Annotated in this window: 22 protein-coding genes and 2 pseudogenes; 17 read left to right on the top strand and 7 right to left on the bottom strand. The window is 53.4% G+C overall.

Features of this window, described 5'->3' with window-relative positions:
- The first annotated feature begins 25 nt into the window (after positions 1–25).
- The 3 genes from RBB44_RS19650 to leuD all read left to right on the top strand — a co-directional run bounded on the left by RBB44_RS19650 (position 26) and on the right by leuD (position 2,281).
- Positions 26–592: a peroxidase-related enzyme gene (locus RBB44_RS19650; protein ID WP_209176413.1), complete on the top strand. Its 567-nt coding sequence runs from the start codon at positions 26–28 to the stop codon at positions 590–592.
- 94 nt (positions 593–686) lie between these two features.
- Complete coding sequence (argC, locus tag RBB44_RS19645) at positions 687–1,637, top strand: N-acetyl-gamma-glutamyl-phosphate reductase (protein ID WP_306149224.1); 951 nt, start codon at positions 687–689, stop codon at positions 1,635–1,637.
- Between the two features lie 38 nt (positions 1,638–1,675).
- Positions 1,676–2,281, top strand: a complete 606-nt coding sequence (gene leuD / locus RBB44_RS19640; RefSeq protein ID WP_209176411.1) for a 3-isopropylmalate dehydratase small subunit — start codon at positions 1,676–1,678, stop codon at positions 2,279–2,281.
- 72 nt (positions 2,282–2,353) lie between these two features.
- Here the strand turns inward: leuD and RBB44_RS19635 are convergent, their stop codons facing one another.
- Complete coding sequence (locus tag RBB44_RS19635; protein WP_306149225.1) at positions 2,354–2,893, bottom strand: L,D-transpeptidase; 540 nt, start codon at positions 2,891–2,893, stop codon at positions 2,354–2,356.
- A 192-nt stretch (positions 2,894–3,085) separates the two neighbouring features.
- On the opposite strand from RBB44_RS19635, the gene RBB44_RS19630 reads away from it, so the two are divergent.
- Positions 3,086–3,769, top strand: coding sequence for a response regulator transcription factor (locus RBB44_RS19630; protein ID WP_008195291.1), 684 nt, complete (start codon positions 3,086–3,088; stop codon positions 3,767–3,769).
- A 110-nt stretch (positions 3,770–3,879) separates the two neighbouring features.
- A complete protein-coding gene (locus RBB44_RS19625; protein WP_306149226.1) occupies positions 3,880–4,335 on the top strand; it encodes a Crp/Fnr family transcriptional regulator in 456 nt (151 codons plus the stop codon).
- A gap of 21 nt (positions 4,336–4,356) precedes the next feature.
- Here the strand turns inward: RBB44_RS19625 and RBB44_RS19620 are convergent, their stop codons facing one another.
- Positions 4,357–5,178: a cyclase family protein gene (locus RBB44_RS19620; protein ID WP_306149227.1), complete on the bottom strand. Its 822-nt coding sequence runs from the start codon at positions 5,176–5,178 to the stop codon at positions 4,357–4,359.
- A gap of 175 nt (positions 5,179–5,353) precedes the next feature.
- Here RBB44_RS19620 and RBB44_RS19615 point away from each other — a divergent pair.
- Positions 5,354–5,998 (top strand): annotated as a pseudogene (locus tag RBB44_RS19615) (magnesium chelatase domain-containing protein); the annotation flags it as partial.
- A gap of 236 nt (positions 5,999–6,234) precedes the next feature.
- Complete coding sequence (locus RBB44_RS25550; protein ID WP_371932286.1) at positions 6,235–6,687, top strand: thermonuclease family protein; 453 nt, start codon at positions 6,235–6,237, stop codon at positions 6,685–6,687.
- A 25-nt stretch (positions 6,688–6,712) separates the two neighbouring features.
- Here the strand turns inward: RBB44_RS25550 and RBB44_RS19605 are convergent, their stop codons facing one another.
- The 3 genes from RBB44_RS19605 to RBB44_RS25545 form a co-directional block, all read right to left on the bottom strand.
- Positions 6,713–7,762, bottom strand: coding sequence for a hypothetical protein (locus RBB44_RS19605; RefSeq protein ID WP_306149229.1), 1,050 nt, complete (start codon positions 7,760–7,762; stop codon positions 6,713–6,715).
- 295 nt (positions 7,763–8,057) lie between these two features.
- Positions 8,058–8,183 (bottom strand): YHYH domain-containing protein, encoded by a 126-nt coding sequence (locus RBB44_RS19600; RefSeq protein WP_306156142.1) that lies wholly within the window; start codon positions 8,181–8,183, stop codon positions 8,058–8,060.
- Positions 8,184–8,351: 168 nt separating this feature from the next.
- A complete protein-coding gene (locus RBB44_RS25545) occupies positions 8,352–8,561 on the bottom strand; it encodes a Bro-N domain-containing protein (protein WP_371932287.1) in 210 nt (69 codons plus the stop codon).
- Between the two features lie 406 nt (positions 8,562–8,967).
- Here RBB44_RS25545 and RBB44_RS19595 point away from each other — a divergent pair, with 406 nt between their 5' ends.
- The 3 genes from RBB44_RS19595 to RBB44_RS19585 are packed head-to-tail and all read left to right on the top strand — an operon-like array spanning position 8,968 to position 11,396.
- Entirely contained in the window at positions 8,968–9,762 is a 795-nt protein-coding gene (locus tag RBB44_RS19595; protein WP_306149230.1) for a TIGR04255 family protein, read from the top strand.
- Between the two features lie 5 nt (positions 9,763–9,767).
- A complete protein-coding gene (locus tag RBB44_RS19590) occupies positions 9,768–10,475 on the top strand; it encodes a hypothetical protein (protein ID WP_306149231.1) in 708 nt (235 codons plus the stop codon).
- A 6-nt stretch (positions 10,476–10,481) separates the two neighbouring features.
- Positions 10,482–11,396, top strand: coding sequence for a hypothetical protein (locus RBB44_RS19585; RefSeq protein ID WP_306149232.1), 915 nt, complete (start codon positions 10,482–10,484; stop codon positions 11,394–11,396).
- A gap of 3,608 nt (positions 11,397–15,004) precedes the next feature.
- Here the strand turns inward: RBB44_RS19585 and RBB44_RS19580 are convergent.
- Positions 15,005–16,525: a recombinase family protein gene (locus RBB44_RS19580; protein WP_306149233.1), complete on the bottom strand. Its 1,521-nt coding sequence runs from the start codon at positions 16,523–16,525 to the stop codon at positions 15,005–15,007.
- Positions 16,526–16,538: 13 nt separating this feature from the next.
- Here RBB44_RS19580 and RBB44_RS19575 point away from each other — a divergent pair.
- The 7 genes and pseudogenes from RBB44_RS19575 to RBB44_RS19545 all read left to right on the top strand — a co-directional run.
- Positions 16,539–17,468, top strand: a pseudogene (locus RBB44_RS19575) (YifB family Mg chelatase-like AAA ATPase); the annotation flags it as partial.
- A 79-nt stretch (positions 17,469–17,547) separates the two neighbouring features.
- Positions 17,548–17,865, top strand: coding sequence for a heavy metal-binding domain-containing protein (locus RBB44_RS19570; protein ID WP_055673029.1), 318 nt, complete (start codon positions 17,548–17,550; stop codon positions 17,863–17,865).
- The gene (locus RBB44_RS19565; RefSeq protein ID WP_306149235.1) at positions 17,865–18,476 is read left to right on the top strand and encodes an N-acetyltransferase; all 612 of its coding nucleotides are present in this window, start codon (positions 17,865–17,867) and stop codon (positions 18,474–18,476) included. The genes RBB44_RS19570 and RBB44_RS19565 overlap by 1 nt, the downstream gene beginning before the upstream one ends.
- Positions 18,477–18,531: 55 nt before the next feature.
- Positions 18,532–19,494, top strand: a complete 963-nt coding sequence (gene speB, locus RBB44_RS19560) for an agmatinase (protein ID WP_306149236.1) — start codon at positions 18,532–18,534, stop codon at positions 19,492–19,494.
- 193 nt (positions 19,495–19,687) lie between these two features.
- Positions 19,688–20,548, top strand: a complete 861-nt coding sequence (locus tag RBB44_RS19555) for a LacI family DNA-binding transcriptional regulator (protein WP_306149237.1) — start codon at positions 19,688–19,690, stop codon at positions 20,546–20,548.
- Positions 20,549–20,654: 106 nt separating this feature from the next.
- Entirely contained in the window at positions 20,655–21,089 is a 435-nt protein-coding gene (locus RBB44_RS19550; protein ID WP_306149238.1) for a YHS domain-containing (seleno)protein, read from the top strand.
- Positions 21,090–21,193: 104 nt separating this feature from the next.
- Positions 21,194–21,742, top strand: a complete 549-nt coding sequence (locus RBB44_RS19545) for a c-type cytochrome biogenesis protein (RefSeq protein ID WP_306149239.1) — start codon at positions 21,194–21,196, stop codon at positions 21,740–21,742.
- A gap of 34 nt (positions 21,743–21,776) precedes the next feature.
- On the opposite strand, the gene RBB44_RS19540 is transcribed toward RBB44_RS19545, so the two are convergent.
- Complete coding sequence (locus RBB44_RS19540; RefSeq protein WP_209176401.1) at positions 21,777–22,685, bottom strand: LysR family transcriptional regulator; 909 nt, start codon at positions 22,683–22,685, stop codon at positions 21,777–21,779.
- Positions 22,686–22,692 lie beyond the last annotated feature (7 nt).

Raw genomic sequence — 22,692 nt, 5'->3', positions numbered from 1 at the left:
ATTGTTTCAGGACGGGAGGCCCGAATTGTCAAGTAAAGTCACTGCCTTGCAAATCGATTCAAATGTAACATTAAGTGAAAAAACGCAGGCCTATTTCGATTTGTGTCAGGAAAAGCTCGGCCTGGTTCCGAATGTGCTCCAGGCTTATGCCTTTGATGACGCCAAGCTGCGCGCTTTCACCGACATGTACAACGACCTCATGCTTGCGGACTGCGGACTGAGCAAGCTTGAGAGAGAGATGATTGCCGTTGCGGTATCCTCCGTCAATCGCTGTTTTTATTGCCTCACAGCTCATGGTGCGGCTGTGCGCGAGTTGTCCGGCGATCCGGTGCTCGGTGAGCTTATGGTGATGAACTATCGTGTCGCTGATTTGACAGACCGGCAGCGTGCCATGCTCGATTTCGCGGTGAAGCTGACTGAAAAGCCCGCGGAGATCCTGGAAAGCGACCGGGAGGGCTTGCGGGATGCCGGGTTCAGCGACCGGGATATCTGGGACATTGCCTCCGTTGCCGCTTTCTTCAATATGACCAACCGGGTTGCTGCTGCCAGCGACATGCGCCCGAATGATGAGTATCACTCAATGGCCCGTTGAGGTCTTGGGGCGCGCCGAACCGGTGACAAATCCCACGATTGGGTGTATGACCCACTCGTTTTTCAATTCTCGAACTTGAGGAGAGGAGCGGGTCATGACCGCGCGCGTATTTATTGATGGTGAAGCTGGCACGACGGGTTTGCAAATCCGCGAGCGCCTCGCCATGCGCCGCGACATAGAGCTGCTCTCCATTCCGGAAGACAGCCGGAAGGATCCGGCTGCCCGGAAAGACTACCTGAACAAGGCAGATGTTGCGATCCTTTGCCTGCCGGATGCGGCTGCAAAGGAAAGTGTTGCGCTCATCGAAAACGACACGACACGCGTGATTGATGCATCCAGCGCCCATCGGGTCGCCGATGGCTGGGCCTATGGTTTTGCGGAAATGGACGCCGACCAGGCTGACATCATTGCGGCTGCCATGCGAGTCGCCAATCCGGGCTGCTGGCCGCAGGGGTTAATCGCTGCTGTGCGCCCGCTGATTGCCGCTGGTCTCCTCCCGGCAGACTTTCCGGTCACAGTGAACGGGATTTCCGGCTATTCGGGCGGAGGCAAGGGCATGATCGCGGATTACGACGCGAAAGGCGCCAGCGCTAACATGTTTGCCCCGTATGCGCTGGGCTTCAACCACAAGCACCTGCCGGAAATGACCGAATATGGCCTTGTGGACAGCGCGCCGCTGTTCACCCCGGCTGTCGGCAACTACTACAAGGGCATGCTGACCGTGGTGCCGCTCAATCTTGCACGTCTGGACAAGGTTCCCACTGGCGAGCAGATACACGCTGCTCTGGCCGATCACTTCGCAGCTGCGCCTGGCGGTTTTGTCGATGTTGCGCCACTGGATGGTCTGGAGCGCTCCGATGATCTAGATCCGCAGGCGTTGAACGACACCAACCGGCTGCGGCTGCATGTTTTTGCCAACGATGCGCGGGCCCAGGCAGCCATCATTGCCGTTTACGACAATCTCGGCAAAGGCGCGTCGGGCGCAGCCGTCCAGAACCTCAATCTCATGCTCGGTGTTGATCAGACCACAAGTCTTGCTGCTTGAGGTGATCGGGCTGGAACCCGTTTTCAGGAGAGGAAACCATGGAAAAATTCGAGACCCTCACCGGGGTCGCAGCACCGATGCCGATCGTCAACATCGATACGGATATGATCATCCCGAAGCAGTTCTTGAAGACGATCAAGCGGACCGGTCTCGGCACTGCGCTGTTTCATGAAATGCGCACCAATGACGACGGGTCTGAAAATGTCGACTTCGTTTTGAACAAGGCTGCGTACCGCGATGCCAAGATCCTGATCGCAGGCGACAACTTCGGTTGCGGCTCATCCCGCGAACACGCGCCATGGGCGCTGCTGGATTTCGGTATCCGCTGCGTGATTTCCACGTCCTTCGCCGACATCTTCTACAACAACTGTTTCAAGAACGGCATTCTGCCTATCCAGGTCTCTGAAGACGAACTGGAAACGCTGCTGCATGCTGCAGAGCGCGGCGCCAACTTCACCCTGACGATCGATCTGGAGAACCAGGAGATCAAGGGCCTGGAGAGCGGCGACATTGCCTTCAAGATCGACCACTTCCGCAAGCATTGCCTGATCAACGGTCTCGATGACATCGGCTTGACCATGGAAAAGGCCGGCCAGATCGACACTTTTGAAGACAAGATGAGCGAAAGCCGCCCCTGGGTCTAAACGCCGTCTGGTCTATGCAAATCCAAAAGCCCGGTGCGCTGCGCCGGGCTTTTTGTTAGCGCAGGCTGTGCCCTATCCCCGCACCTCCATGCGGCACCCTAGAGAGACTTTCGACAGGATGAGCCGCATATGCTGCGGAGAGACCGCGACACAACCTTCCGTCGGCCGGTAATCTTCCCGGGCGATATGGAAGAAGATGGCGCTGCCCTTGCCTTTGACCGGCGGGTACATGTTGCAATCCAGAACGACGACGATGTCGTACAGCCTGTCCTCACGCCACATTTTCTCGTGACTGGCCTGAAACGGCAAGTCCACCAGACGATTGTAGCGGCGATGGCCCGGATCATCACACCAGCCGAGTTCGGGCTTCAAAACTTCAAGGGGAAGAACCGTTTGCGGCCTTTGGCTTCTGTCTGCACGATAGTAGACCTGCAGAAGCTCGAACGTCCCGGTCGGGGTCGCTCCATCCCCTTCCCGCTTGCGTGTGATGATGCCGGAACGGCCCAATGCACACGGAACTGTGATCGATCCACATCGCAGAATTCCTTTGGTCCGGTCGCGCGGTAATGCGTGAACCTCGAGGATATCTGCCGGTTTTGTGCTCTCCTGCATGGTTCATCCTGCTTGTTTGTTCGGTGCCGTAAAAGGTCTTGATAAACCGGAGCTAAAGCCCGCGTGAAGAAGAATTGACGGGACCCTGCTTGTAAGGCGACACTTTCCCGCGCACATAGAGACGGCAACGCGCTTGTGTAGATTGCACAAACCCGCGTGAACACTGAAGATTTTTGGCGAGGACCCGACAAGATGACCGCCCGCACCATTTTGATTGTCGATGATGATACTGAACTGCGCGAAGCGCTTGTCGAACAATTGTCCCTTTACGACGAATTTGAGACCCTTCAGGCGGACACGGCGACCTCCGGAATTGGCATGGCCAAGGAAGAGCACATCGACCTTCTTTTGATGGATGTCGGCTTGCCGGACATTGATGGCCGTGAAGCAGTCAAGCTCCTACGCAAAAACGGGTTCAAGGCTCCGATCATCATGCTGACCGGACACGACGGGGACAGCGACACGATCCTTGGCCTTGAGGCTGGCGCCAATGACTATGTCACCAAGCCGTTCAAGTTCGCAGTGCTGCTTGCCCGTGTCCGCGCCCATTTGCGCCAGCACGAGCAAAGCGAAGATGCAACATTCGCCATCGGTCGCTATTCCTTCCGCCCGGCTGCAAAGGTCATGCAGGAAGACAATGGCTCGAAGGTGCGCTTGACAGAAAAGGAAACTTCGATCCTGAAGTTCCTGTACCGTGCCGGCGAGAAACCGGTCACGAGGGATGTGCTCTTACATGAAGTGTGGGGCTACAACTCCGGCGTGACGACCCACACTCTGGAAACGCATATCTACCGGTTGCGTCAGAAGATCGAGCGGGACCCGTCCAATGCCGAGCTTCTGGTGACTGAGGCAGGCGGCTATAAGCTCGTCCCTTGAGCCACAGACTTGTTTGTGAAGCGCATATTCGCTTGGACAGACACGATCAATCAGCGTAAATCTTGGGCATGAGCCTTGCCCAAGATATAGCGATTCTCAAAAAGATACCGATGTTTTCGGATTTTCAGGACGATCAGCTTCGCCTGCTCGCCTTCAGTGCCGAAAGCATGGATTACAGTGCCGGTCTGCGCCTCTTCGATCAGGATGAGCGGGCGGACGGCGGGCTTGTGATCACCGATGGTCTGGTGACGCTGTCAACACGCGGCGAAGACGGCTTTGAAGAAGTCGACAAGGTCGGTCCGGGAACGCTGTTGGGCGAAAGCGCGCTGCTGGTGGAAACCAAGCGTCCCTGCCGCGCAGAAGCTGCCGAACCTGTCCGGATCATCCGTATTCGCAGAGCACTCTTCAAACGCATGGTGTCCGAATACCCGGAACTTGCGCAGCGTCTGTTCGATCAGCGGGCCGCCCGGTTCCGCACGACCATGGGCCGTTTGAAGCCCATCGGCGACAAGTTGGCCGAATTGGAACAGCTCAATGCAGAGCGCCGGGCTAAAGAAGAGGGCTAAGCCCTCTTTTTAACTCCTGCCTTAAACCATCGCCATGACCCGGCTCGGGCCGCCAGTGCCGCCGCGGTTTTTCGGGGCGCCGACAATGAGTGTTGCGCCGCTCGGCGGCAACGCATCAAGATTGGCGATGCATTCCAGGCCCCAGCGGCCGGATGGAAGCCAGACGTAATGGACGGCAAAATCCTGCGAAATTCCATGATCGAGTGACAGGCTGTCAACGGCAAGCCCGGCAACGTCGGCTTCTTCCATCAGCATCTGAACCGCTTCTATATGAAAGCCGGGAAAATGCATGACACCATTGGCATCCGCATTGCGGAACATGTCTGAAGACGCATGTGCGCTCCAGCCAGAGTTCATCGCAACACACGCTCCGTTCGGAATGTCTCCATTTGCCGAAATCCACGCCTTGAGATCGTCCGGAGTGACTTGTGCGTCCGGGTTATCAGCGGCGCGCTTCTTGATGTCGATGATACAGAGTGGCGTAACCAGTTTGTCGACCGGTATTTCGGCAACGGATTGCCCATCTGCGGAAAAATGCAGCGGTGCGTCGAGATGTGTGCCCGAATGCTCATCGATTGAAAGGCTGTAGAGATTGTACCCGTCCTTGGCGAAATCGAAGATTTTCTCTGCCCTGTATCCAGGCTCACCCCCAAATGTTGGAAAGTCTTCAGAGAGTTCGTGTGTGAGATCCAGGATTTGCGCTGGTGTCTGCGCCATTGCCGGAAGAGCGCCTGCAACAGTGGTCGCCGCCGCAACGCCGGCTCCGGCGGCTGCAGCCCTGAAAACATCGCGCCGTGACAGCATTTTGTCTTTCACCGACTTGATGATGCAAAGATCGCACATGGCTTCGTTCTCCGGTTCCGTGTTGGCTTCCTAATCAGTGTGCGAGGGTCCAAGCTTTTCGGCAAGTGGCAAGTCCGATAGGCACCAACTGGCAGTGCGCATGGCCATTCTAACACGCGTCTTGTTCTCTCTTATAAATTGCAATACCGTCATATTAAATTTATAGGAGAGTTTGATGGTCAGCCGGGTGACCACGGTGGCCTTCCAAGGCATAGAGGCGGTTCCGGTCGACGTGCAGGTGCATGTCGGCCCGGGCATGGTCGCCTTTACCATCGTGGGCTTGCCGGACAAGGCGGTGGCAGAAAGCCGGGAGCGGGTCCGTGCGGCTCTGTCCGCCTCAGGTCTCGCGCTTCCGGCCAAGCGTGTCACGGTCAATCTGGCGCCCGCGGACCTACCGAAAGAAGGATCCCATTACGATCTCCCGATCGCGCTCGGGGTGATGGCAGCCATAGGCGCAATTCCGGCAGAGTTCTTGGAAAACTACGTCATTCTGGGCGAATTGGCGCTGGATGGGACCCTGGCTCCCGTCGCTGGAGTTCTGCCAGCCGCCATGGGCGCAAACGCATTGGAAAAGGGGCTGATCTGTCCGTTTGAATGCGGCGGAGAAGCCGCCTGGGCGGACGGGGAGATGGATATTCTGGCGCCGCGGTCCTTGATCCAGCTCGCCAATCATTTCAAGGGAACGCAGGTCCTCTCCAGGCCCGCAGCCAAACTCCGGGGCGATCCGCAAGGCATACCGGATCTTGCAGATGTCAAGGGTCAGGAAAGCGCCAAGCGTGCTTTGGAGATCGCGGCGGCCGGTGGACATAACTTGCTCCTGTCGTAAATGCAAGACCAATACATATCATCTTGCCCAGCTGAACGCAGTTGTGAAAGTTTTCTCTGTGGTTGACCGGGGGTATGGGGGGACACTTGAAAAGCGACCTAGAGGGAAGATAGGTTATAAATCACCAAGTAAATTTCAAAGCCTATCTAATGTTTATTTCGTATCCTGTAGTCGCACACTACACGTTAATTATGTCCACGAACACATGCTCTTAAGGATAATTTATAATAATGCTATTAAGGATCTCTATACTACTCACCCTGATTGTCGCGACAGCACAAGCTTACGAGACTAAAGCCACCCTGTCGGGCTTAGGTACTGTGATTGACGGCGACGGTGTATTGTTCGGAGAAGTGGAAGTTCGGCTACAGGGAATAGCCGCTCCAGAGGATAATTCCCGAAAAACGCAACCCGGAGGGCCAGAATCGACATCGAACCTAAGACAACTCGTGAACGGCAAGTACGTGGTGTGTCACTTGGATGGCACTGTAGCCGGTAAGCGTCCAGTCGGCGTGTGTTTTGTAGATGGTGTTGAGATCAACCGTTATCAGGTGGAAACCGGCCACGCCCGTGATTGTCCTGCATTCTCAAAAGGTCGGTATCGTGATGCAGAGACAACCGCCAGAGAGGCCGGTTCAGATATCTCGAAGATATATGACTTACCGTCATACTGTCTGCGTTAAGGCCTTGACCTTACGACCACGCAGTTTAGCTGTAACCCCAGAATGCTACACCTTCCATTTGGAAGCCATTGGCCTGCATACCAACTATCTCCGCTGAAGAGGCAGACAAAGCATGGGATCCACTCTCTGGGTCGAACAGGCGGTAAACTGCTGTTCGGTCTGCTGCATCGGTGTTGAACGCCTTGTATGCGACCCCTTCGTACTGGAGACTCGCTAGGAAACCGTCACCGTTTACGTTGTCGATGATGATGTCGCGTTCCTCTTGATTGGACGTGAAGAAGTGACCGCCAGTGGAGGTGTTCAGGAAACGATAGACTTCCAACGTGTCTGCGGTGGTGGTGTCGTGTGCGTCTAACACGTTAAATACAGGCCCATGCTCCTGGAAATAGGGAAGGATGGTTCTGACTGCTTCTGCTTCTGCTGGAGACGCCGTGTAAAAGAACGCTTCCAGAGCGGTGTTATAAAACCGGACCAGATTGACGCCTTCTTCGTTCAAGGTGCTTGGTAGATAGCTTGTGAAGGCTGTCCCTGTATAGCTGTCCTCGTCTTGGGTGATGCTGGTCACGAAATTTCGGACATCAGCACTGTTGACGCTCGTGCCAAGAATGCTTGGTCCGTAGCTTTCCGTGCTGATGTAGCCCAAGAAGTTGGGGGCTGTATGGATGAAGTGATTGATCTGATCGTAAGTGTATGTGCCGTCGGCAATGCGGAAGGTGTCGATCCGCTTTTCAGGGTCGAACCAATCAGCAACAGCGAAAAACTGTCCGGTTAATGTGTTTGCAGCGACCATATGAGCATTGTCTAGGAAGCCAATGTAAAGATATGGATCGGAAAGGTATGTGCTGTAGGACGTGATCGTATCAATGCCTCCAGTGTCATGAACAATCACGTTCGCGCCGTAGGCGATATTGTAGTTGTCGTTGCCAAGGCCACCGGACAACAAACTCCCATAGATGGAGCTGCTGGTGTTGAATGTGTCGTCGCCTGAAAGTCCATAGTACTCAAGGTAGCTAGACACATCGATGATATCGTTCGTCAGCGATCCTGTAACAGCGAGAGAACGGGGTACTGCCACTTCAAAACCTCCATTGAATCAATGGTTTGATTTAACGAGCGCTGTGAATCTCCGTCAATATGCAATAGCAAAAATACTGAGCGAAGGGATGTGGTCACCTCCTGAAGCTCGCTGTCCGGGCGCATGACCAGTTTGTAGAGGCTAGGTGTTGCGGCCGTACCACTTTTGTGAATCTGTTTCACAATGACCTCATCGTTGCCGAGTTAATCTCCGGTCATTGTACTGTTCGCGTTCGAAAAAGCCCCAGAGGTGGTCCTCTGAGGCTACGCTGACTGTTCGGTCCGCAGTCTTCCGATCAATGGCAGTGATAACCGCCAGTCTTAGTGTTGTTGTGACATCCTTGACTATTCGTTCCTCCGCTATGTGCAAAGGCCGTAGAGGAAACAAATGCGAATAGAACGGCAATAAGAGCGGTCTTCATAATAATCCCTTTGGTTGTTTCACAAATATGCACAACCAAATTATTCGATGGGTGCAGAATGTCCAGAGAAACGATTTACGTGAAATGACGTTCTGCTCGCTCTTCGATCTCTCTCAAGGTGTCGTTCGTAGCCATTAGCGCCTTGGCTACCAACTCTTCACGAGTCATTTAACCGGTCCCTACATTCTTTTGGGCAGAGATGTATGCGCCGTGTTTATCTATCGATGGAATAACCTCCTTAGCCAGCCAGTTATGGAACCGACGAGCGACAGGTTTATCGGAACTGAAAATCAGCTTGTAGACTCCAGACTTCGCGACAAGAAGCGGACGTGGTCCCCGGCCAATCGGTAGGTCAGACCTACTCAATTCCGAATTCACAATGCTTTCAGAGAGATGATTGTCTATTGTTTGCTGTCGAGGGCGTTTAACACGTCCCTAGCCGGGAACCACGGCTCACCATTGATTTCGCCTACACGGATCTCATTGTACTGGAAGTTGAAGGTTGTCAGCTTGGTCATCACGAAACTTCTTCGCACCCTGCGCGGAGTTCCGGCTGAAACCATTTCCTAGATACTCGCGAAGGCAGTTGCTGACCTGGTGTGTTACCACTGCCCAATTTTAAAAATTCAAGACCAATCAATTGTGTAATTGCTTTCCCCGGCCGCGGTGCACTGCCCAGCGCCCTAACCAAGATCACGAATAATTAATCTATTATCAGGTATGCAACCACTACTTCACATCCCACTTCACATGGTATAGACATGGGTGTGATTCGGAGGCTGTGATGGTTAACCAAATTTTTCCCCTGGCTGGCGATCCACCCAAGGAAATTCCGCTAAAAAACGCACCGTTGGCTAGGGTGCTTTGTCAAGTTCAATTCAATGACGTGTTGTCGATTTCTGATGAGCGTTTCATTGCGGCGTTCCAGGAGGAGATTCGACAGATTTATCCGGTTCTAAGGAAGGAGGAGGTTGAGGTTGTTAGTCTTGCGGGGAGTAGGCCGGAAGTAAAAAAAGAGACTCTTTGGCGTTTTTACGACGAGAATACGATCTGGAGAGTCAGTTTAACTCATGATTTTGTTTCTATTGAAACACTTAATTACTCATCACGGAATGATTTTGTTGATCGAATAGGAAAAGTTGTAAACTCAGCGCAGAAAACAATTGGAATTGATCCAATTAAGAGAATTGGAGTTCGCTACATAGATCGGATATTGACTGTAGAACCACGACGTCTGCAAAAAATTCTGAACCAACATGTGGTGGGGATTCTCGCTTCAGAATTTTCTGAGAATATCGATAGGTCTATGACTGAATTTTTTGCAAAAGTATCAAACGGTGAATTAATCGCCCGCTGGGGATTTGTGCCCGCTAATTCTGTGTATGAGCAGCTCCTGAGCCCGTTAGACAAAAAGTCATGGGTATTAGATATTGATGTCTATACTACCCCTGAATTATATAATGGAAAGATTCACTCTCAAGATGCGGTCACCGTCTCACGAGAATTGGCGGAGCGGGCGTACGCATTTTTCCGGTGGGCTGTAACAGACGATTTTCTAAATGAATATAGGGAAGGATAATGTATATGCTTGAGGCTGCCGCATATCACCCTGCTGATGTTCAAGAGACTTATCTAACCGCACAATATCAAAGTGCCGAAGCATCAGATCTTTGGCTTAACAGCCCTAAATATATTGACTCTCTAGTGGACATCGGGAAAGGCACTACTGCAGAGCTATCAAATGAATATCGACGCGGAACTAACACCTCGTCAGAAATTGGACGGGTGCGATTGCCAGAAAGCTATGCAGTCGCAGTCGAGGCCGTAGATGCGATACATGAAATTCGCCGCCTGACTGAGCTTACGTTCGAACAATTGGCGGACATAATGTGTGTGTCTAGGCGATCTGTTCACAGTTGGGTTGCGGGTGGGAATATCAGGCCATCCAAGAGAGACAAGCTCGGAAAGGTCCTGGCGACTATTCGCTATGTGGACAGCGGTAACGCCGGGGACAACAACAACAGACTTCTTCACAACTCTTTTCCTGGCGGATTGACCGGGATAGCGATGCTTCGTGATGAATGTTTCGAAGATCTGAAATCTTTGCTGGGCCCAGGCATCGGACACTCCGCGCCGATTCCCCATATTGATAGGGACAGGACTCCTGTTTTGGGTGGAATGCCGTCTAACTGGTATGAGATTGCCCAAAATATTTCCGATCAAGCTCAAGAAAGCGAAGGCCGGATTTTGACCGGTGGGATCAACAAAAGGATTTCTTTGCTGAAAAGGTAATTCGCATTGCCCAAGAGTTTACCGCAAGCCGAAGCTGGAGTGCCTGCTGAGGCATCTCTGGCTTCAGATGTCATTGCACCGTCGCCTGCTGTTGCCGCCGCCGGTGTGGCTTCAAATGAACAAGAAGATCAAACTGACAGCGAACAACCTCATTTGGCCTGGCGACAGGGTGACTATACAGTTGATACACGGGACTTTGTTTGTCTCATCGTCGAGGACGATCAGATACAAGCCGTCGCTAAAGATGTCGAAGGGTTGGTCGTAGTAACGCAGACCTGCGATATTGTTAACGACGGCCCTGGTCGAGAGGACGTAGTGGTTTGCCCGTTGGTCAAAGTGGACTCGGATTTACTCAAGGCAGTAGAGAAAGGAACTACACCAACATTCGCGATACTCGAACACAGTCCTACTTCAGATATCATCGTAGATTTATCGAGGATGATGTCAGTTAAAAAATCTGTACTCGGAAGGTGGAGCCGGGTAGAGGGCATAACATCTGTGGATCGCCGAGAAAAGTTCGCGAATGATTTGGAAAGAAAGTACGGTCGATTTGCCTTCCCGGATGAATTTGTTGCTGCACTACGCAAGTGGCGTGGCCGAATAATCCAAAAACATGAGAAAGACTCAGATCACGGTAAAATTTACAGATCAATCGAGCAAATTAGAGTTGTTGCTTCACCCCATTGGGATGCAGAAGAAGTAGAAATTACTTTAGTTTTTTTTGTAAGCAAAAAACCCCTCATTGAGTTGAGTAAAATACATGCGGAGATTGAGGAACAAATTGGTAAAATACAGTTTTCGAAGCCTTTTTTGTCTGCAGATCCTCCATATATGCTTGGTACATTAGAGCAGATACCAGCCTTTTACATATATTATGGTCAATTAATTGATGTCATGTTTTTAAGTGGAATCGACGATTGATATCTTCTCATCCACTTATACGTAACCACCGCCGTTCGCTTGTTGGTGCCGTAAATCCGAGTTAGTCTTTCCGACTGCCGTCAACTTGTCAGATCTGTATTGAGGGTGTGTCCTGCTGGGTGCCAGTTCCATTTTAATAACGCCAAAGACAAATCCTGCGCCAAATGTCTGGTTGTCTGCGTTTAAGTCAGCTCCCGAGTATGCTGTCGAGCTTGTTGTGTAAAAAATTAGGAACAGTACAGCAGCAATAAATCTAGCTATTTATAACCTCATTATGGGTTCGCTACGACACACTAGCCGCGACCCAAAGTTCCACGGCCGTTGTTTCCCAGTAAAGTTAGATTGGAAGAAGCTGCACATCGATTTGAGCAGAGTTCGGGTCCTGTGTCGCGTAATCCACATCGTATTTCGTGAACGTCACTCGTTGTTCTAGGGTAGCGTATCCGCATCTGGATACTGTGGCGGATTCCGCCTGAACGTTAAGTGTCACGGACTACTTGCACTTATCAAGCTGTTGTAGTGATTACATACCGTGTCCGGAATCATACTTCCCGTTCACTTCACATTGATAAATCATAGCGCGAGCTAAAATAGGTTTATGAGAGTAACCAGAAATACAACAATGATTTGTTGCAAATGAATACCCAAACAAAGATCTGAAATTTACAGTACATATTGGGCCTTGCGGGTCAATCGCACTAGTGGGGCTTTAGACATCTTTCGCTCAGAGACGCCGCTCGCGCCCCGGTTCGGGAAGCTAATGTCGTATTTTGCTACATTAAACCCACTGCGAGTTTTGTTTAGGACAGCAGTCTCAGCGCAGGGCTAGCAGACTTTTAGCTACCCTTGTCTGTTCATCTCGACAAGATAGACAATAGACCGGACAGCCCTTCTCGTTTTGCGGTGATTTGGAAAATTAAGAACACTGTGTGAAGCAGTTTCGCAACGGCCCAGTATTTTGCGAGTTTGTGAGGAGACAGAACAAACTGGCACCGAGCCGCATCGCTTGGTTTGACCAATCACACAAAATTCTCAGGGTTGTTTTCCATTCGCTTTTCGCCGCCCCGCCTCCCTCACCAGATGAGGGGTGAGTGATTTCCCTTCTGATACGGCAGGCGCACATGAACGAACGCCCCTATATTCTTGTGCAGGGCAGATTCAAAAACCACGTATGGGTTCCGACCACGGCCTAAGAGCGTATCCAATACACGTTTATACTCAGCATCCAGCTTCCGTTCCTTCCCCTGAAGCTGCTTCAGGGTAAGCTCGTTAGCTTTTTCAGAGCCATAGTCGAGTGAGGGGTGCCACGAATATCGTGTTTCAGGAGCACAGTATTCTGCTGGTCATGAAGCCGCAGGACAATCTGAACGCAGATGAACGATCTAAATTCAACTTTAGGGCACAGTCACCTGCCAATGGATACGACCATTGTAGCTTTTTCGAAATCTCCAATGGTTTCAGTAATGTAGAAGCAGGCGTCTATATTGAATTAAGACCCATTTCACATGTGTCGAGGATCGTGTCATGCAGGCAGTCCTCGTTGATAACATTGGCTTTTTTGCCATAACCTAAATTGAACTTAGATTGCTATCGGAGATCATAAGCTGAGAATGGGCGAGAAAAACTAGAGAGGTCGAACCTTGTTGGTCTCCGACCCGTTAGAGGTGTCTTCTTTGTTGCTCAGCATGAGCAGCTGGTCGAGACCCAGCTCACAACCACCACCGCATTTTTCCCGGGAGTCAAACCTAAGTGGGTTCGACGCAAGTAGGTCTTTTAATCATCATAACGCCGCCGATATTCCGATAGCTAAAGGTTGAGTAGGTTGATTACGTCATCTCGACGAGCCATGACTCGTCGTCGATTACTACAACGCGGATCTCGTTGGACTTGAAGTTGAAGGTGTTCAGGTTGGTCATCACGACATCTCCTTGAGTGATGGAAGACAGGGTGTGGTTCACAATCGCCTGAAACCTGTAATAGTGATTTAGAATCAGAGAGTTGCTTTCATTTACATGGTCACTTTTCTGACTATGAGCGAGTGTGTTTAATTCTCTCAAGGAGACGTCATTTTATGTGTCAGGGTATCGATATCACCATCAAGATCCGCAGTGGGAGCGCTGGGCAGCGGGAAGTATTACTGCCGGACGGTCGCTCTATTTTGGAGCAGGATACCGTCAATTGGGTTGTCCACAATCCCTGCGGTTCAGTGCTGGATTATGGCTGTGATGTCGTGGAGTTGATCGAGCAGTACGGTCGTGGTTTAGGGCTGCGGGATACACAGCCTAGTGTCACCCCCTGAATGTCGCTTCAGACGGGCCCTCCGAAAGCAGGTGGTGTCTGTGGGACTCTCAGGGAGTGGCTGATGAGCGTTTCAGGGCTGTTGGGAGCTTACCTAGCCTTATCATGAAAACGGCTCTCTACGACTCTCTGAGAGGCTCTATGGGTCTTTGCGGGGTGTTGGGTCATCTAGGTAGTTGTCCGTTAGTCGTGTGTCCGAGTTGGGAGAGGGTCTAGTAGACTCTCAGAGAGTCGCTGGCGGGCGTTCTGGTGCTGTCGGGTACCTACCTAGCCTGCCGGGGCAAATGACTCTCAGTGACTCTCTGAGGGCTTCTGAGCGTAATCTGCATCATCAGGCGGGGATCTTTCCCCAAGCTCCTCGGTCAGCTGGTCAATCAAAACAGCGCATTGCTGCTCTACGCAGTACCTCATCGTTTCTGTCAGAGACCATCTACGACCGGTCAAGGCTGCAAGGGCGTCCCGCACTGTGTGGATCAGTGTCTTGGAGTTTTTGTCTCCGTACATAGAGACGCTGATGACGTGTCGTGCATCGGTGGGCATGGCTGGTTCCTTTTGTGGGTGTTGAAGACGGCGCTGGGCAGTTCCCGCAGACAGACGGAAAAAAACTGTGTTGGATACAGGGGTGGTTGTTGGCGTGTCAGTCCACGGTGTCTTTGCTGTAAGTCTGACAGTGAAGTGGACTGACCAACTGGGAGAGAGTTGTGATTAGGTAGACCCAGCCCCGGCAACCACCGCACAGGGGGCAGTACACCGGGGCTGGTTTCGTGAGGCTTCGCAGTTCCTGTGCAAACCTTGCGCTGCTCTTCACGTGTTGTCTGGGGGTGTCCTGGGTGGATGGACAGCAGAGCTACCCTGTACCAGATACAGGGCAGACAGATAAGAAACGTGTATTCGATGTACCTCAAGACCGTGAACAACGTCACGGATCAAGACGCTATTGGTCGAGGTGGCGTCCAACTGCAGTGGGTGCGTCATGATGAGGTGTTTGGCTCTTTAACAATCATCATCATAGGTCGATGACATGTATCCCTAGGTTTATTCTCACTACGTTCGTTCATCTGAGATACAGACCACGGATCGTTGAGATAAACCCTGACATCTCTGAGAGATGTAGAAGATCAGCTAACGTGACGGGGGAGTGATCCCAAAGAGACAGTTGACGGTGTCTTTAACAGCTCTCAAGGATATCTTCAGGAGTCACTATAAGAGTATGTAGTAGAATATCTTATAGATATCTCTTTTTCCCGGTAGGACCGCCTTAATCGCGTGTTGGTGGTCGTGAAGGTTGCGTCTTTCTGGGGACGCGGTCCTCAGTCACTGTCAACCCATTCATAGAACAGCGATGCCGGTTCGTTCGAGTGATGCCACTGTAGCTCTAAGAAGCCGGTCTTATAGTCCACGACCACCTCAGAGAAAAGCTCCCGCAGTGTTCGGTTTATTGTCGTGCGGTCCACTGGCGTTGCTGTCAGGGCTTCCTTCGCCCGCTCGACGCGCTGGGCGATCAATGGGCCAGATGCTTGGGCTATCATTTCTTTTATCGCGGTTCGTTCAGTACGGGCCACTTCGATCTCCTGATCGAGCGTCCGCACACGGTCCCTGATAGACGGCGACGGGTTCATTGCCAGCTCATCCAGCAGGTTCTTGCCACGTTCTGAGATGTCGCTGATATGTTCCTCTATTGACTGCAGCTGGTTGTCTAGATCTGACGCACCGGAAGAGGGGAGGTCCAAGAAAAGGTCTGTGCCGCGTTCAAGCACAGCTTGTTCAACAGCATCGTAACGGACAGCCTTGTACTGACATCCTGCTTTGGACTTAGCTTTGGTACAGACCAGATAGACCCACCCCTTTGCCTTGTTCTTACTGACACGGGTCATCGTTGCTCCGCAGTTCGGGCACTTTGCCAACCCTCCGAGAATGTTTGAGATCTCAGCCTTGGCATGACGCCCACGTTGGGGTTCAACGGACTTCCGAACGGCTTGAACACGCTGAAAAACGTCTTCGGACACGACGGAAGGGAAGTAACCTTTGACAGGCTCAAGTGGACGCCTGACCTTCTTTCCGTCCTCGTACTCGACGGCGTGTGGAGTGAACGTTCCTACTACTGCTGGGTTGTCCAGTATCTTCAGGATGTAGGAACGGTGCCATTGACTGCCTCGACCAAAAACAGGAACACCTTCTGCGTTTAAGATCTTCTCAATGCTGTGCTGTCCGACGCCGTTTAGCGTCATGTCAAAGATCCTTCGGACAACATCTGCCCGGTCCGATATGATATCGAATCCCGTCCTGTCTTCCTTCAGTCGCAGCCAAGCTGGTGCGAGTGCCGTAAGCGGCTTGGTCTCGGATGCGGCCCGTTTGGCGTCCCAAGATGCCCGTAGCCGTGCTGCCTTTGTAGCACTCTCTTCGTTGGCTCGAATAAACGTCAGAACGGCCAGAAGCAGGTTAAGTGGGTCCTCATCAAGACTGTCTGTGTCATATTCGCGCCCATCGTTGAGAGTGACGAGTGTGATGCCCTCATCTACAATGTTCTCAAGGACTTTGAGCGCCCGTCGAGGCTTAAGGCGGCTAATCCTGTCCAGGCCCTCAACCAGCAGATAAGAACCACGAGGAACCAGCCCAGCCTTGACGGCTTCAAGGAAGTCTGCAAGGCGTCCAGCCTCAGCGTTCTTGCCCCGATACGCTGAAACACCGAGGTCGTGGAAGGTGAGTTCATCGTCAAGCTCGAGACCGTGTCTAGCTGCGTATTCGTTCGCCATAGCAGTTTGGCGGCGAAAGCTGTCACCTCTCATCTGCTCTGGTGTCGAGAAGCGCAGATAGCTGTAAGCCTTGGTCATTAAAAGCCTCCTGAGAAAGACACTACAAACAAATTGGTCTTCAGTCCATAACACGCTGATGGTCGGACCACCGGGATCCGGCAAGTCCATGCTGGCCAGCCGTTTGCCTTCCATTTTGCCGCCACTCACCCCGCGCGAACTTCTTGAAGTCTCCATGATTGCCTCGCTTGCAGGGGAACTTGCGGATGGCAAACTGTCCGACCGCCGACCGTTTCGCGCACCGCACCACTCCGCTTCCATGGCAGCGCTTGTGGGCGGTGGTTTGCGGGCCAAACCCGGTGAAGTCTCGCTGGCTCACAACGGGGTCCTGTTCCTGGACGAGCTTCCTGAGTTCAATCCGCAGGTACTCGACAGTCTGCGCCAGCCGCTGGAAACAGGCGAGGCGATCATTGCCCGGGCGAACCACCGGGTGACTTACCCGGCGCGCATTCAGATGGTGGCGGCGATGAATCCCTGCCGGTGCGGCCATGCCGGGGAACCGGGACACCAATGCCGGCGCGGAGAGCGGTGTGTAACCGAATACCAAGCAAGAATTTCGGGGCCGTTTCTGGACCGCATTGATCTGAGGATTGAGGTCCCCGCGGTCACAGCTGCCGATCTGATCGGCCCGGCAGAGAGTGAACCATCTTCGGAGGTCGCGAAGCGCGTTCTGGCGGCCCGCAAACTTCAGGAACAGCGTTTTTTTGATCTCGGGGTTGCGGCGCGGACCAACGCGCAAGCCCCGGCCTCCGTTGTTGAAAAAATGGCGCAACCGGATGACAAGGGTCTGGCCTTCTTGCGGGAAGCTGCCGAAACACTGCAGCTATCGGCGCGGGGCTATCACCGGGTACTGAAACTTGCCCGGACCCTTGCCGATCTGGACGGTCTTGAGACGGTTGCCCGCATCCACCTTGCAGAAGCGCTCAGTTATCGCGGTCAGGATCTGTCACGCCGCGCAGCGTAACCGAACCGGCTCACTTTCCTTGTATTCGTCCGGACGCCGTCCCATGTCATGTCTTGCACTCAAATCTGGAGGATGACGCATGCTGGTGACGACAACGCCGACCATTCAGGGCAAGGATCTCGATTACAAGGGCCTGGTGACCGGCGAGGCCATCCTCGGCGCGAACTTGTTCAAGGACATTTTCGCCGGTATTCGTGACATCGTCGGTGGCCGGTCTGCAGCCTATGAAGAAGAGCTTGCCAAGGCCCGTCAGATTGCAGTTGAAGAGATGTGCCAACAGGCACAACGGCTTGGTGGCAACGCGGTGATTGGCGTTGATATCGATTATGAAACTGTGGGCCAAAACGGTTCCATGCTGATGGTGAGTGCGACCGGTACCGCTGTCACAATGCGCTGATGGCGGACCCCGTAGATCAACAGTTTCAGATTGTGTCCGGCTTTCCCGAAGATCAACGGGAGACGGCCGCTACCTTGTTCTGGCAGGCGTTTTCCGGAAAGCTCGGCAAGATCCTGGCCCCGGATGACAAGGCACTCTCGTTGATTGCCCATCTCCTTGATCCTGACTTTGCAATCAGTGCGCTGGATGAAGACGGCGGGCTTATCGGAATGGCCGGGTTCAAAACCAAGGAGGGCGGGCTGGTTGCTGGCAGCCTATCCGACATGACGGCCGTCTATGGTCTGTTTGGAGGGTTGTGGCGCGGGATTGTGCTGGAACTCCTGGAAAGAGATCCAGAGCCCGGACTTTTATTGATGGACGGGATTTTTGTGGGTGCTGAAGCACGTGGTCTTGGTGTCGGTACGGCCCTTTTGAATGCAATCTGCTCGGCTGCCGTTGCGCGCGGCTGCTCCAGGGTCCGGCTCGATGTGATCGACACCAACCCACGGGCAAGGGCGCTTTATGAGCGGTCCGGGTTTGTGCCGGCAGGCACTGAGGAAACAGGACCGTTCAAATATATTTTCGGTTTTTCGTCTGCGACGCGCATGGAAAAGCCGTCGCAAGCTGCTTGACGCCGCCAGATCCGCACGGGAAGCTCTGAATTGAAAGACCAACCCGGAGCGTTTCATGACATCTCACGGATATGAAAGCGGGCGGCTCAACCTGCCCTTTGTCGGAATTTGCACATTTGGAAAGTATCCGTACCAACCGGACTGGGATGCCATTGACGCTGACGTTGCTGTTCTTGGCGCGCCGTTTGATTTCGGAACCCAATGGCGCTCTGGTGCGCGTATGGGACCAAGGGCGATCCGGGAGGCGTCAACGTTGTTCTCCTTTGGCCACGCCGGGGCCTATGATTTCGAAGATGACATCACCTACCTGCCCGCGGAAACCACGCGGATTGTTGACATTGGTGATGCGGATATCGTTCACACCGACACGATCGAGAGCCACAAACGCATCGAGTTTGGCGTTCGCAAAATACTTGAGGCCGGGGCCTTACCTGTCGTGTTAGGGGGAGATCATTCGATCAACATCCCTTGCATCAATGCTTTTGATGGCGAAGAGCCAATCCATGTGGTGCAGATTGATGCCCACCTTGATTTTGTCGATGAGCGTCACGGGGTACGTTATGGGCACGGTAATCCCATGCGCCGGGCGGCTGAAAAACCTTATGTGACCGGCCTTACCCAAATCGGCATCCGCAACGTTTCGTCAACGGCCCGGGACGGTTATGAGGCCGCACGCCAGATGGGCTCGGACATTGTGTCGGTCCGTCAGGCACGGAAACTCGGTACAGACGCGCTTCTTGCCAAGATCCCGAAAGGCAAACGCTACTACCTGACGCTCGACATCGACGCTTTCGATCCATCTATCGCGCCGGGCACGGGCACACCGAGCCACGGAGGGTTTTTGTACTACGAAGTCCTGGAGCTGATCGATGGGCTGTCGCAGCAGGGAGACATTGTCGGAATGGATCTGGTCGAAGTTGCTCCGGACTATGATCCCGCTGGTGTTACCGGCGTATTGGCGGCTCAAATCCTGATGAACACCATTGGCCGGGTTCTGCACCACCGACCCAAATCATGAGAGAAATCAATGCAGCCTGAAATAGACCTTTAAGCCATTCAACTACACCCGCGTGCGCCAACTTTGTGAAACTTGCTGAGCGTCGTAGTTGGACACAGTGCTGTTTGGTCACACTATTCGGATTTCCTTGATTATCCGACGGAGAGGTGCTTCAAAAACGTAGAAGAGCATTGATGATCCGGAGAAATCATCCATGAGTGAAATGGCAGCTCAAGCACAGCAGAGCGCCAGAAGTATGGTCATTGGCTTGATCGTACCGGACATCACCAATCCGTTCTTTGCTCAATTGGCAAAAAGCATAGAGATGGAAGTCGCATCGCGGGGCGGCATGGTGATGCTTGCCAATTCCCACGACGATCCAGGTATTGAGCTCAAACAGGTTCGGGCCATGCACGATTGGCCGGTCACGGGGGTCATCGTGGTGGCTGGTTCAGATGCCAGTCGTTCCTATTCCGCGGAGCTGCCGATCATTTCTCTAGATCGCCGTTACGGCACATATCCCTTGGTAGCGACCGATCAGCGGGATGGCGCGCGCAAGGTCGTCGATCACCTGCATGGTCTTGGTCACCGGATCATTGCCTATATAGCCGGGCCGGAGAATCTGGAGGTCGCCCGCGAGCGACGCGACGGGTTCATTGAGCGGGTCAATGAGCTGTCCACGCCGGATGATGAGATTGACCTGACCGTTCACACAGGTGAATTTGATTTTGCATCCGGCGAGGCTGTTGCTCGAAACATTCTCTTGCAGCTGCGCAGGGGCTTTCGCATCACGGCCATTGCGACAGCAAGCGACCAGCAGGCAATCGGCGTTTTGCGGTGCGCGCGTGACCTTGGTGTACACGTTCCGCAGGATGTCTCCGTGATTGGCTTCGACGACATCACCTTGGCCTCTCTCGTTGTCCCACGGCTCACGACTCTGCGTCAGCCGATCGAGGACATTGCTTCGGTTGCTGTTGATCGCATTATCGCCAGGATGGACGCCCCCTCGGATCATGCCATCCGGGGCTCGCTGATTGTCCGCGAATCCACCGCGCCGGCCAGCCGCTGGGATTAAAACCGCCTCACTGGGCGTGCTGTTGAGATGACCTCACAGGATTGTGGATTGAACGTTAGCAGTGGGCCAAACATCTCCTAGAAAGGAGATACTTGGGAGATTCAGCATGATGAACCGGCGTATTGTACTTGGCCTCGCAGCAGCCAGTGTTGCGGCGATCGCGCTTCCATCCGCCCCGGCATTTGCAAAAGATCCGTTGGCTCTAACCGGTTATGATCCGGTGTCCTATTTTTCCGGCCGTGCCCCGGAAAAGGGGTCTTCACAATTCACCGCAAAACATCGCGGCAAGACGTATCAGTTTTCCAGCGCTCAAAACCGGGATGCGTTTGCAGCCAATCCCAGCCGTTTCGCCCCGCAATATGATGGTTATTGCGCTTATGGTGTTGCCCGCGGCTATAAGGTGGGCGTCGACCCGCTGGCCTATAAGGTCGTCGATGGAAAGCTTTACGTGAACTACTCGCGCTCTGTGCAGCGAACCTGGAGCCGCGACGTGCCCGGATTTATTTCCAAGGCCAATCAGAACTGGCCGAGCCTGAATTGAAAAGGCGTTGTCTGGTCGGACTGATCGCGGAGAGTTGCCAAAGGAGACTGCAGCGGTACCTATGATTTGGCGACAAATGCGGTGCAGTTGACGAGGGGCTTTTGATGAAAATACGCGGAGCGTCTTTGGCGGTTTTGTTTGTGCTGGGATTGAACGGCGCAGCTTTCGCTGTGCCCTCCGACACTGAGGACCTGCCACCCAAGCCGACACAGACATCGACCGAATGTCCGGACGGGAAAGCCTGGGACAAAGAGAGCAACCGCTGCATTGATATCAAATCGGACCTCTTTGACGACGATGACCGGTTCCTGGCGGCGCGTGAACTCGCCTATGCGGGGCGCCTAACGGCGTCTGCGCAGGCATTGGATGCAATCCGGGAGCAAGACAGCGCCCGTGTTCTCACCTATCGTGGATTTCTTGCGCGGAAGGCCGGGGATTGGCCGCAAGCTGAGAAGTATTATCTTGCAGCGCTCGCAGCGGATCCTGACAGCCTGATGACGCGGTCCTACATGGGGATGGGGTTGTTTGAGCGCGGCGACAAAGTCGGAGCGATCGACCAGCTCCGCGAGATCCGGTCACGTGGGGGCCGGGGCGGATGGCCAGAAAGAGCATTGCTCATGACGATGCGGGCTGGCGGTAAAACCAGCTATTGAGGTTCCGCGAGTTTTCTCAATTGCCGAGGAGATCTTAAGGCTTCAGCCAAGGCGGCGCCTTTCCGATTTTTTCAAGCAGAAAATCAATGAAAACGCGCACCTTTGCAGTCAGGACATTTGATTTCGGGTAAATCAGCCAGAGCATGGAAGGATCGTCGACGATGTGGTTCGGCAGTACCCGAATGAGTGTTCCTGTTTTCAGCTCCTGATGCACACTCCAGAGAGAATTGGCCGAAATACCGGCGCCGGCCAGAGTGGCGAGCTTTTGAGAGAGACCGTTGTCCATCGTTAACCGGGCGTTGGGACCCCGGGTATCGAACACGCCTTCCGGACCTGTTGGGCTCATCAGAGGTTTCACTGCGCGGGCGGCAAAACCGATCAGTTGGTGTTGCTGAAGCTCATCAGGCGCCGTGGGCACACCGTGCGATGCAAGATATCCCGGTGAGGCGCACAGAATACGTGTGTCATCCGCGAGCTTCCGGCCCTTCAGGCTGGTGTCTTCCATCGCCGAGTTTCGGAGTGCAAGATCGAAACTCCCGTCAATCAAATCATATTTAACGTCCGATAATCGCAGATCGAGACGGATGCCGGGATGCCTTTCCATGAACTCTGGCAACAGCGGAACGATGTAAAGTTGGGCAAAAGTGCTTGGTGCGGTGAAACGCAAGGTCCCGGTCGCCTCCGGTTTGCCATGCCCGAGTGCGGCACGTGCCGCGTCCTCCTGCGCCAAAATTTCCCGGGCATAGGGAAGAAACTCCGCACCTTCTTGCGATAGCGAGACTTTACGCGTGGAGCGGTGCAGGAGATCCGAACCGAGAGAGCGTTCCAGTTTTGCAAGCCGTGCACTTGCTATGGACGGGGCAAGCCCCAACGCCTTGCCGGCTGCACTGATGTTGCTTTTTTCGGCGGCCAAAACGAACAGGCGCAGGCATTCGGTGTCCATTTTATTA

This window comes from Roseibium sp. MMSF_3247 (genome assembly GCF_030733765.1).
Lineage (GTDB): Bacteria > Pseudomonadota > Alphaproteobacteria > Rhizobiales > Stappiaceae > Roseibium.
This window is presented reverse-complemented; position numbering and strand designations above follow the sequence as displayed.

What these genes read in the sequence shown, in the direction of transcription:
- argC (WP_306149224.1), top strand. Translation starts at nt 687, where the DNA reads ATGACCGCGCGCGTATTTATTGATGGTGAAGCTGGCACGACGGGTTTG.
- leuD (WP_209176411.1), top strand. Translation starts at nt 1,676, where the DNA reads ATGGAAAAATTCGAGACCCTCACCGGGGTCGCAGCACCGATGCCGATC.
- RBB44_RS19635 (WP_306149225.1), bottom strand. Translation starts at nt 2,893, where the DNA reads ATGCAGGAGAGCACAAAACCGGCAGATATCCTCGAGGTTCACGCATTA.
- RBB44_RS19630 (WP_008195291.1), top strand. Translation starts at nt 3,086, where the DNA reads ATGACCGCCCGCACCATTTTGATTGTCGATGATGATACTGAACTGCGC.
- RBB44_RS19625 (WP_306149226.1), top strand. Translation starts at nt 3,880, where the DNA reads ATGTTTTCGGATTTTCAGGACGATCAGCTTCGCCTGCTCGCCTTCAGT.
- RBB44_RS19620 (WP_306149227.1), bottom strand. Translation starts at nt 5,178, where the DNA reads ATGTGCGATCTTTGCATCATCAAGTCGGTGAAAGACAAAATGCTGTCA.
- RBB44_RS25550 (WP_371932286.1), top strand. Translation starts at nt 6,235, where the DNA reads ATGCTATTAAGGATCTCTATACTACTCACCCTGATTGTCGCGACAGCA.
- RBB44_RS19600 (WP_306156142.1), bottom strand. Translation starts at nt 8,183, where the DNA reads ATGAAGACCGCTCTTATTGCCGTTCTATTCGCATTTGTTTCCTCTACG.
- RBB44_RS19595 (WP_306149230.1), top strand. Translation starts at nt 8,968, where the DNA reads ATGGTTAACCAAATTTTTCCCCTGGCTGGCGATCCACCCAAGGAAATT.
- RBB44_RS19590 (WP_306149231.1), top strand. Translation starts at nt 9,768, where the DNA reads ATGCTTGAGGCTGCCGCATATCACCCTGCTGATGTTCAAGAGACTTAT.
- RBB44_RS19580 (WP_306149233.1), bottom strand. Translation starts at nt 16,525, where the DNA reads ATGACCAAGGCTTACAGCTATCTGCGCTTCTCGACACCAGAGCAGATG.
- RBB44_RS19570 (WP_055673029.1), top strand. Translation starts at nt 17,548, where the DNA reads ATGCTGGTGACGACAACGCCGACCATTCAGGGCAAGGATCTCGATTAC.
- RBB44_RS19565 (WP_306149235.1), top strand. Translation starts at nt 17,865, where the DNA reads ATGGCGGACCCCGTAGATCAACAGTTTCAGATTGTGTCCGGCTTTCCC.
- speB (WP_306149236.1), top strand. Translation starts at nt 18,532, where the DNA reads ATGACATCTCACGGATATGAAAGCGGGCGGCTCAACCTGCCCTTTGTC.
- RBB44_RS19555 (WP_306149237.1), top strand. Translation starts at nt 19,688, where the DNA reads ATGAGTGAAATGGCAGCTCAAGCACAGCAGAGCGCCAGAAGTATGGTC.
- RBB44_RS19550 (WP_306149238.1), top strand. Translation starts at nt 20,655, where the DNA reads ATGATGAACCGGCGTATTGTACTTGGCCTCGCAGCAGCCAGTGTTGCG.
- RBB44_RS19545 (WP_306149239.1), top strand. Translation starts at nt 21,194, where the DNA reads ATGAAAATACGCGGAGCGTCTTTGGCGGTTTTGTTTGTGCTGGGATTG.
- RBB44_RS19540 (WP_209176401.1), bottom strand. Translation starts at nt 22,685, where the DNA reads ATGGACACCGAATGCCTGCGCCTGTTCGTTTTGGCCGCCGAAAAAAGC.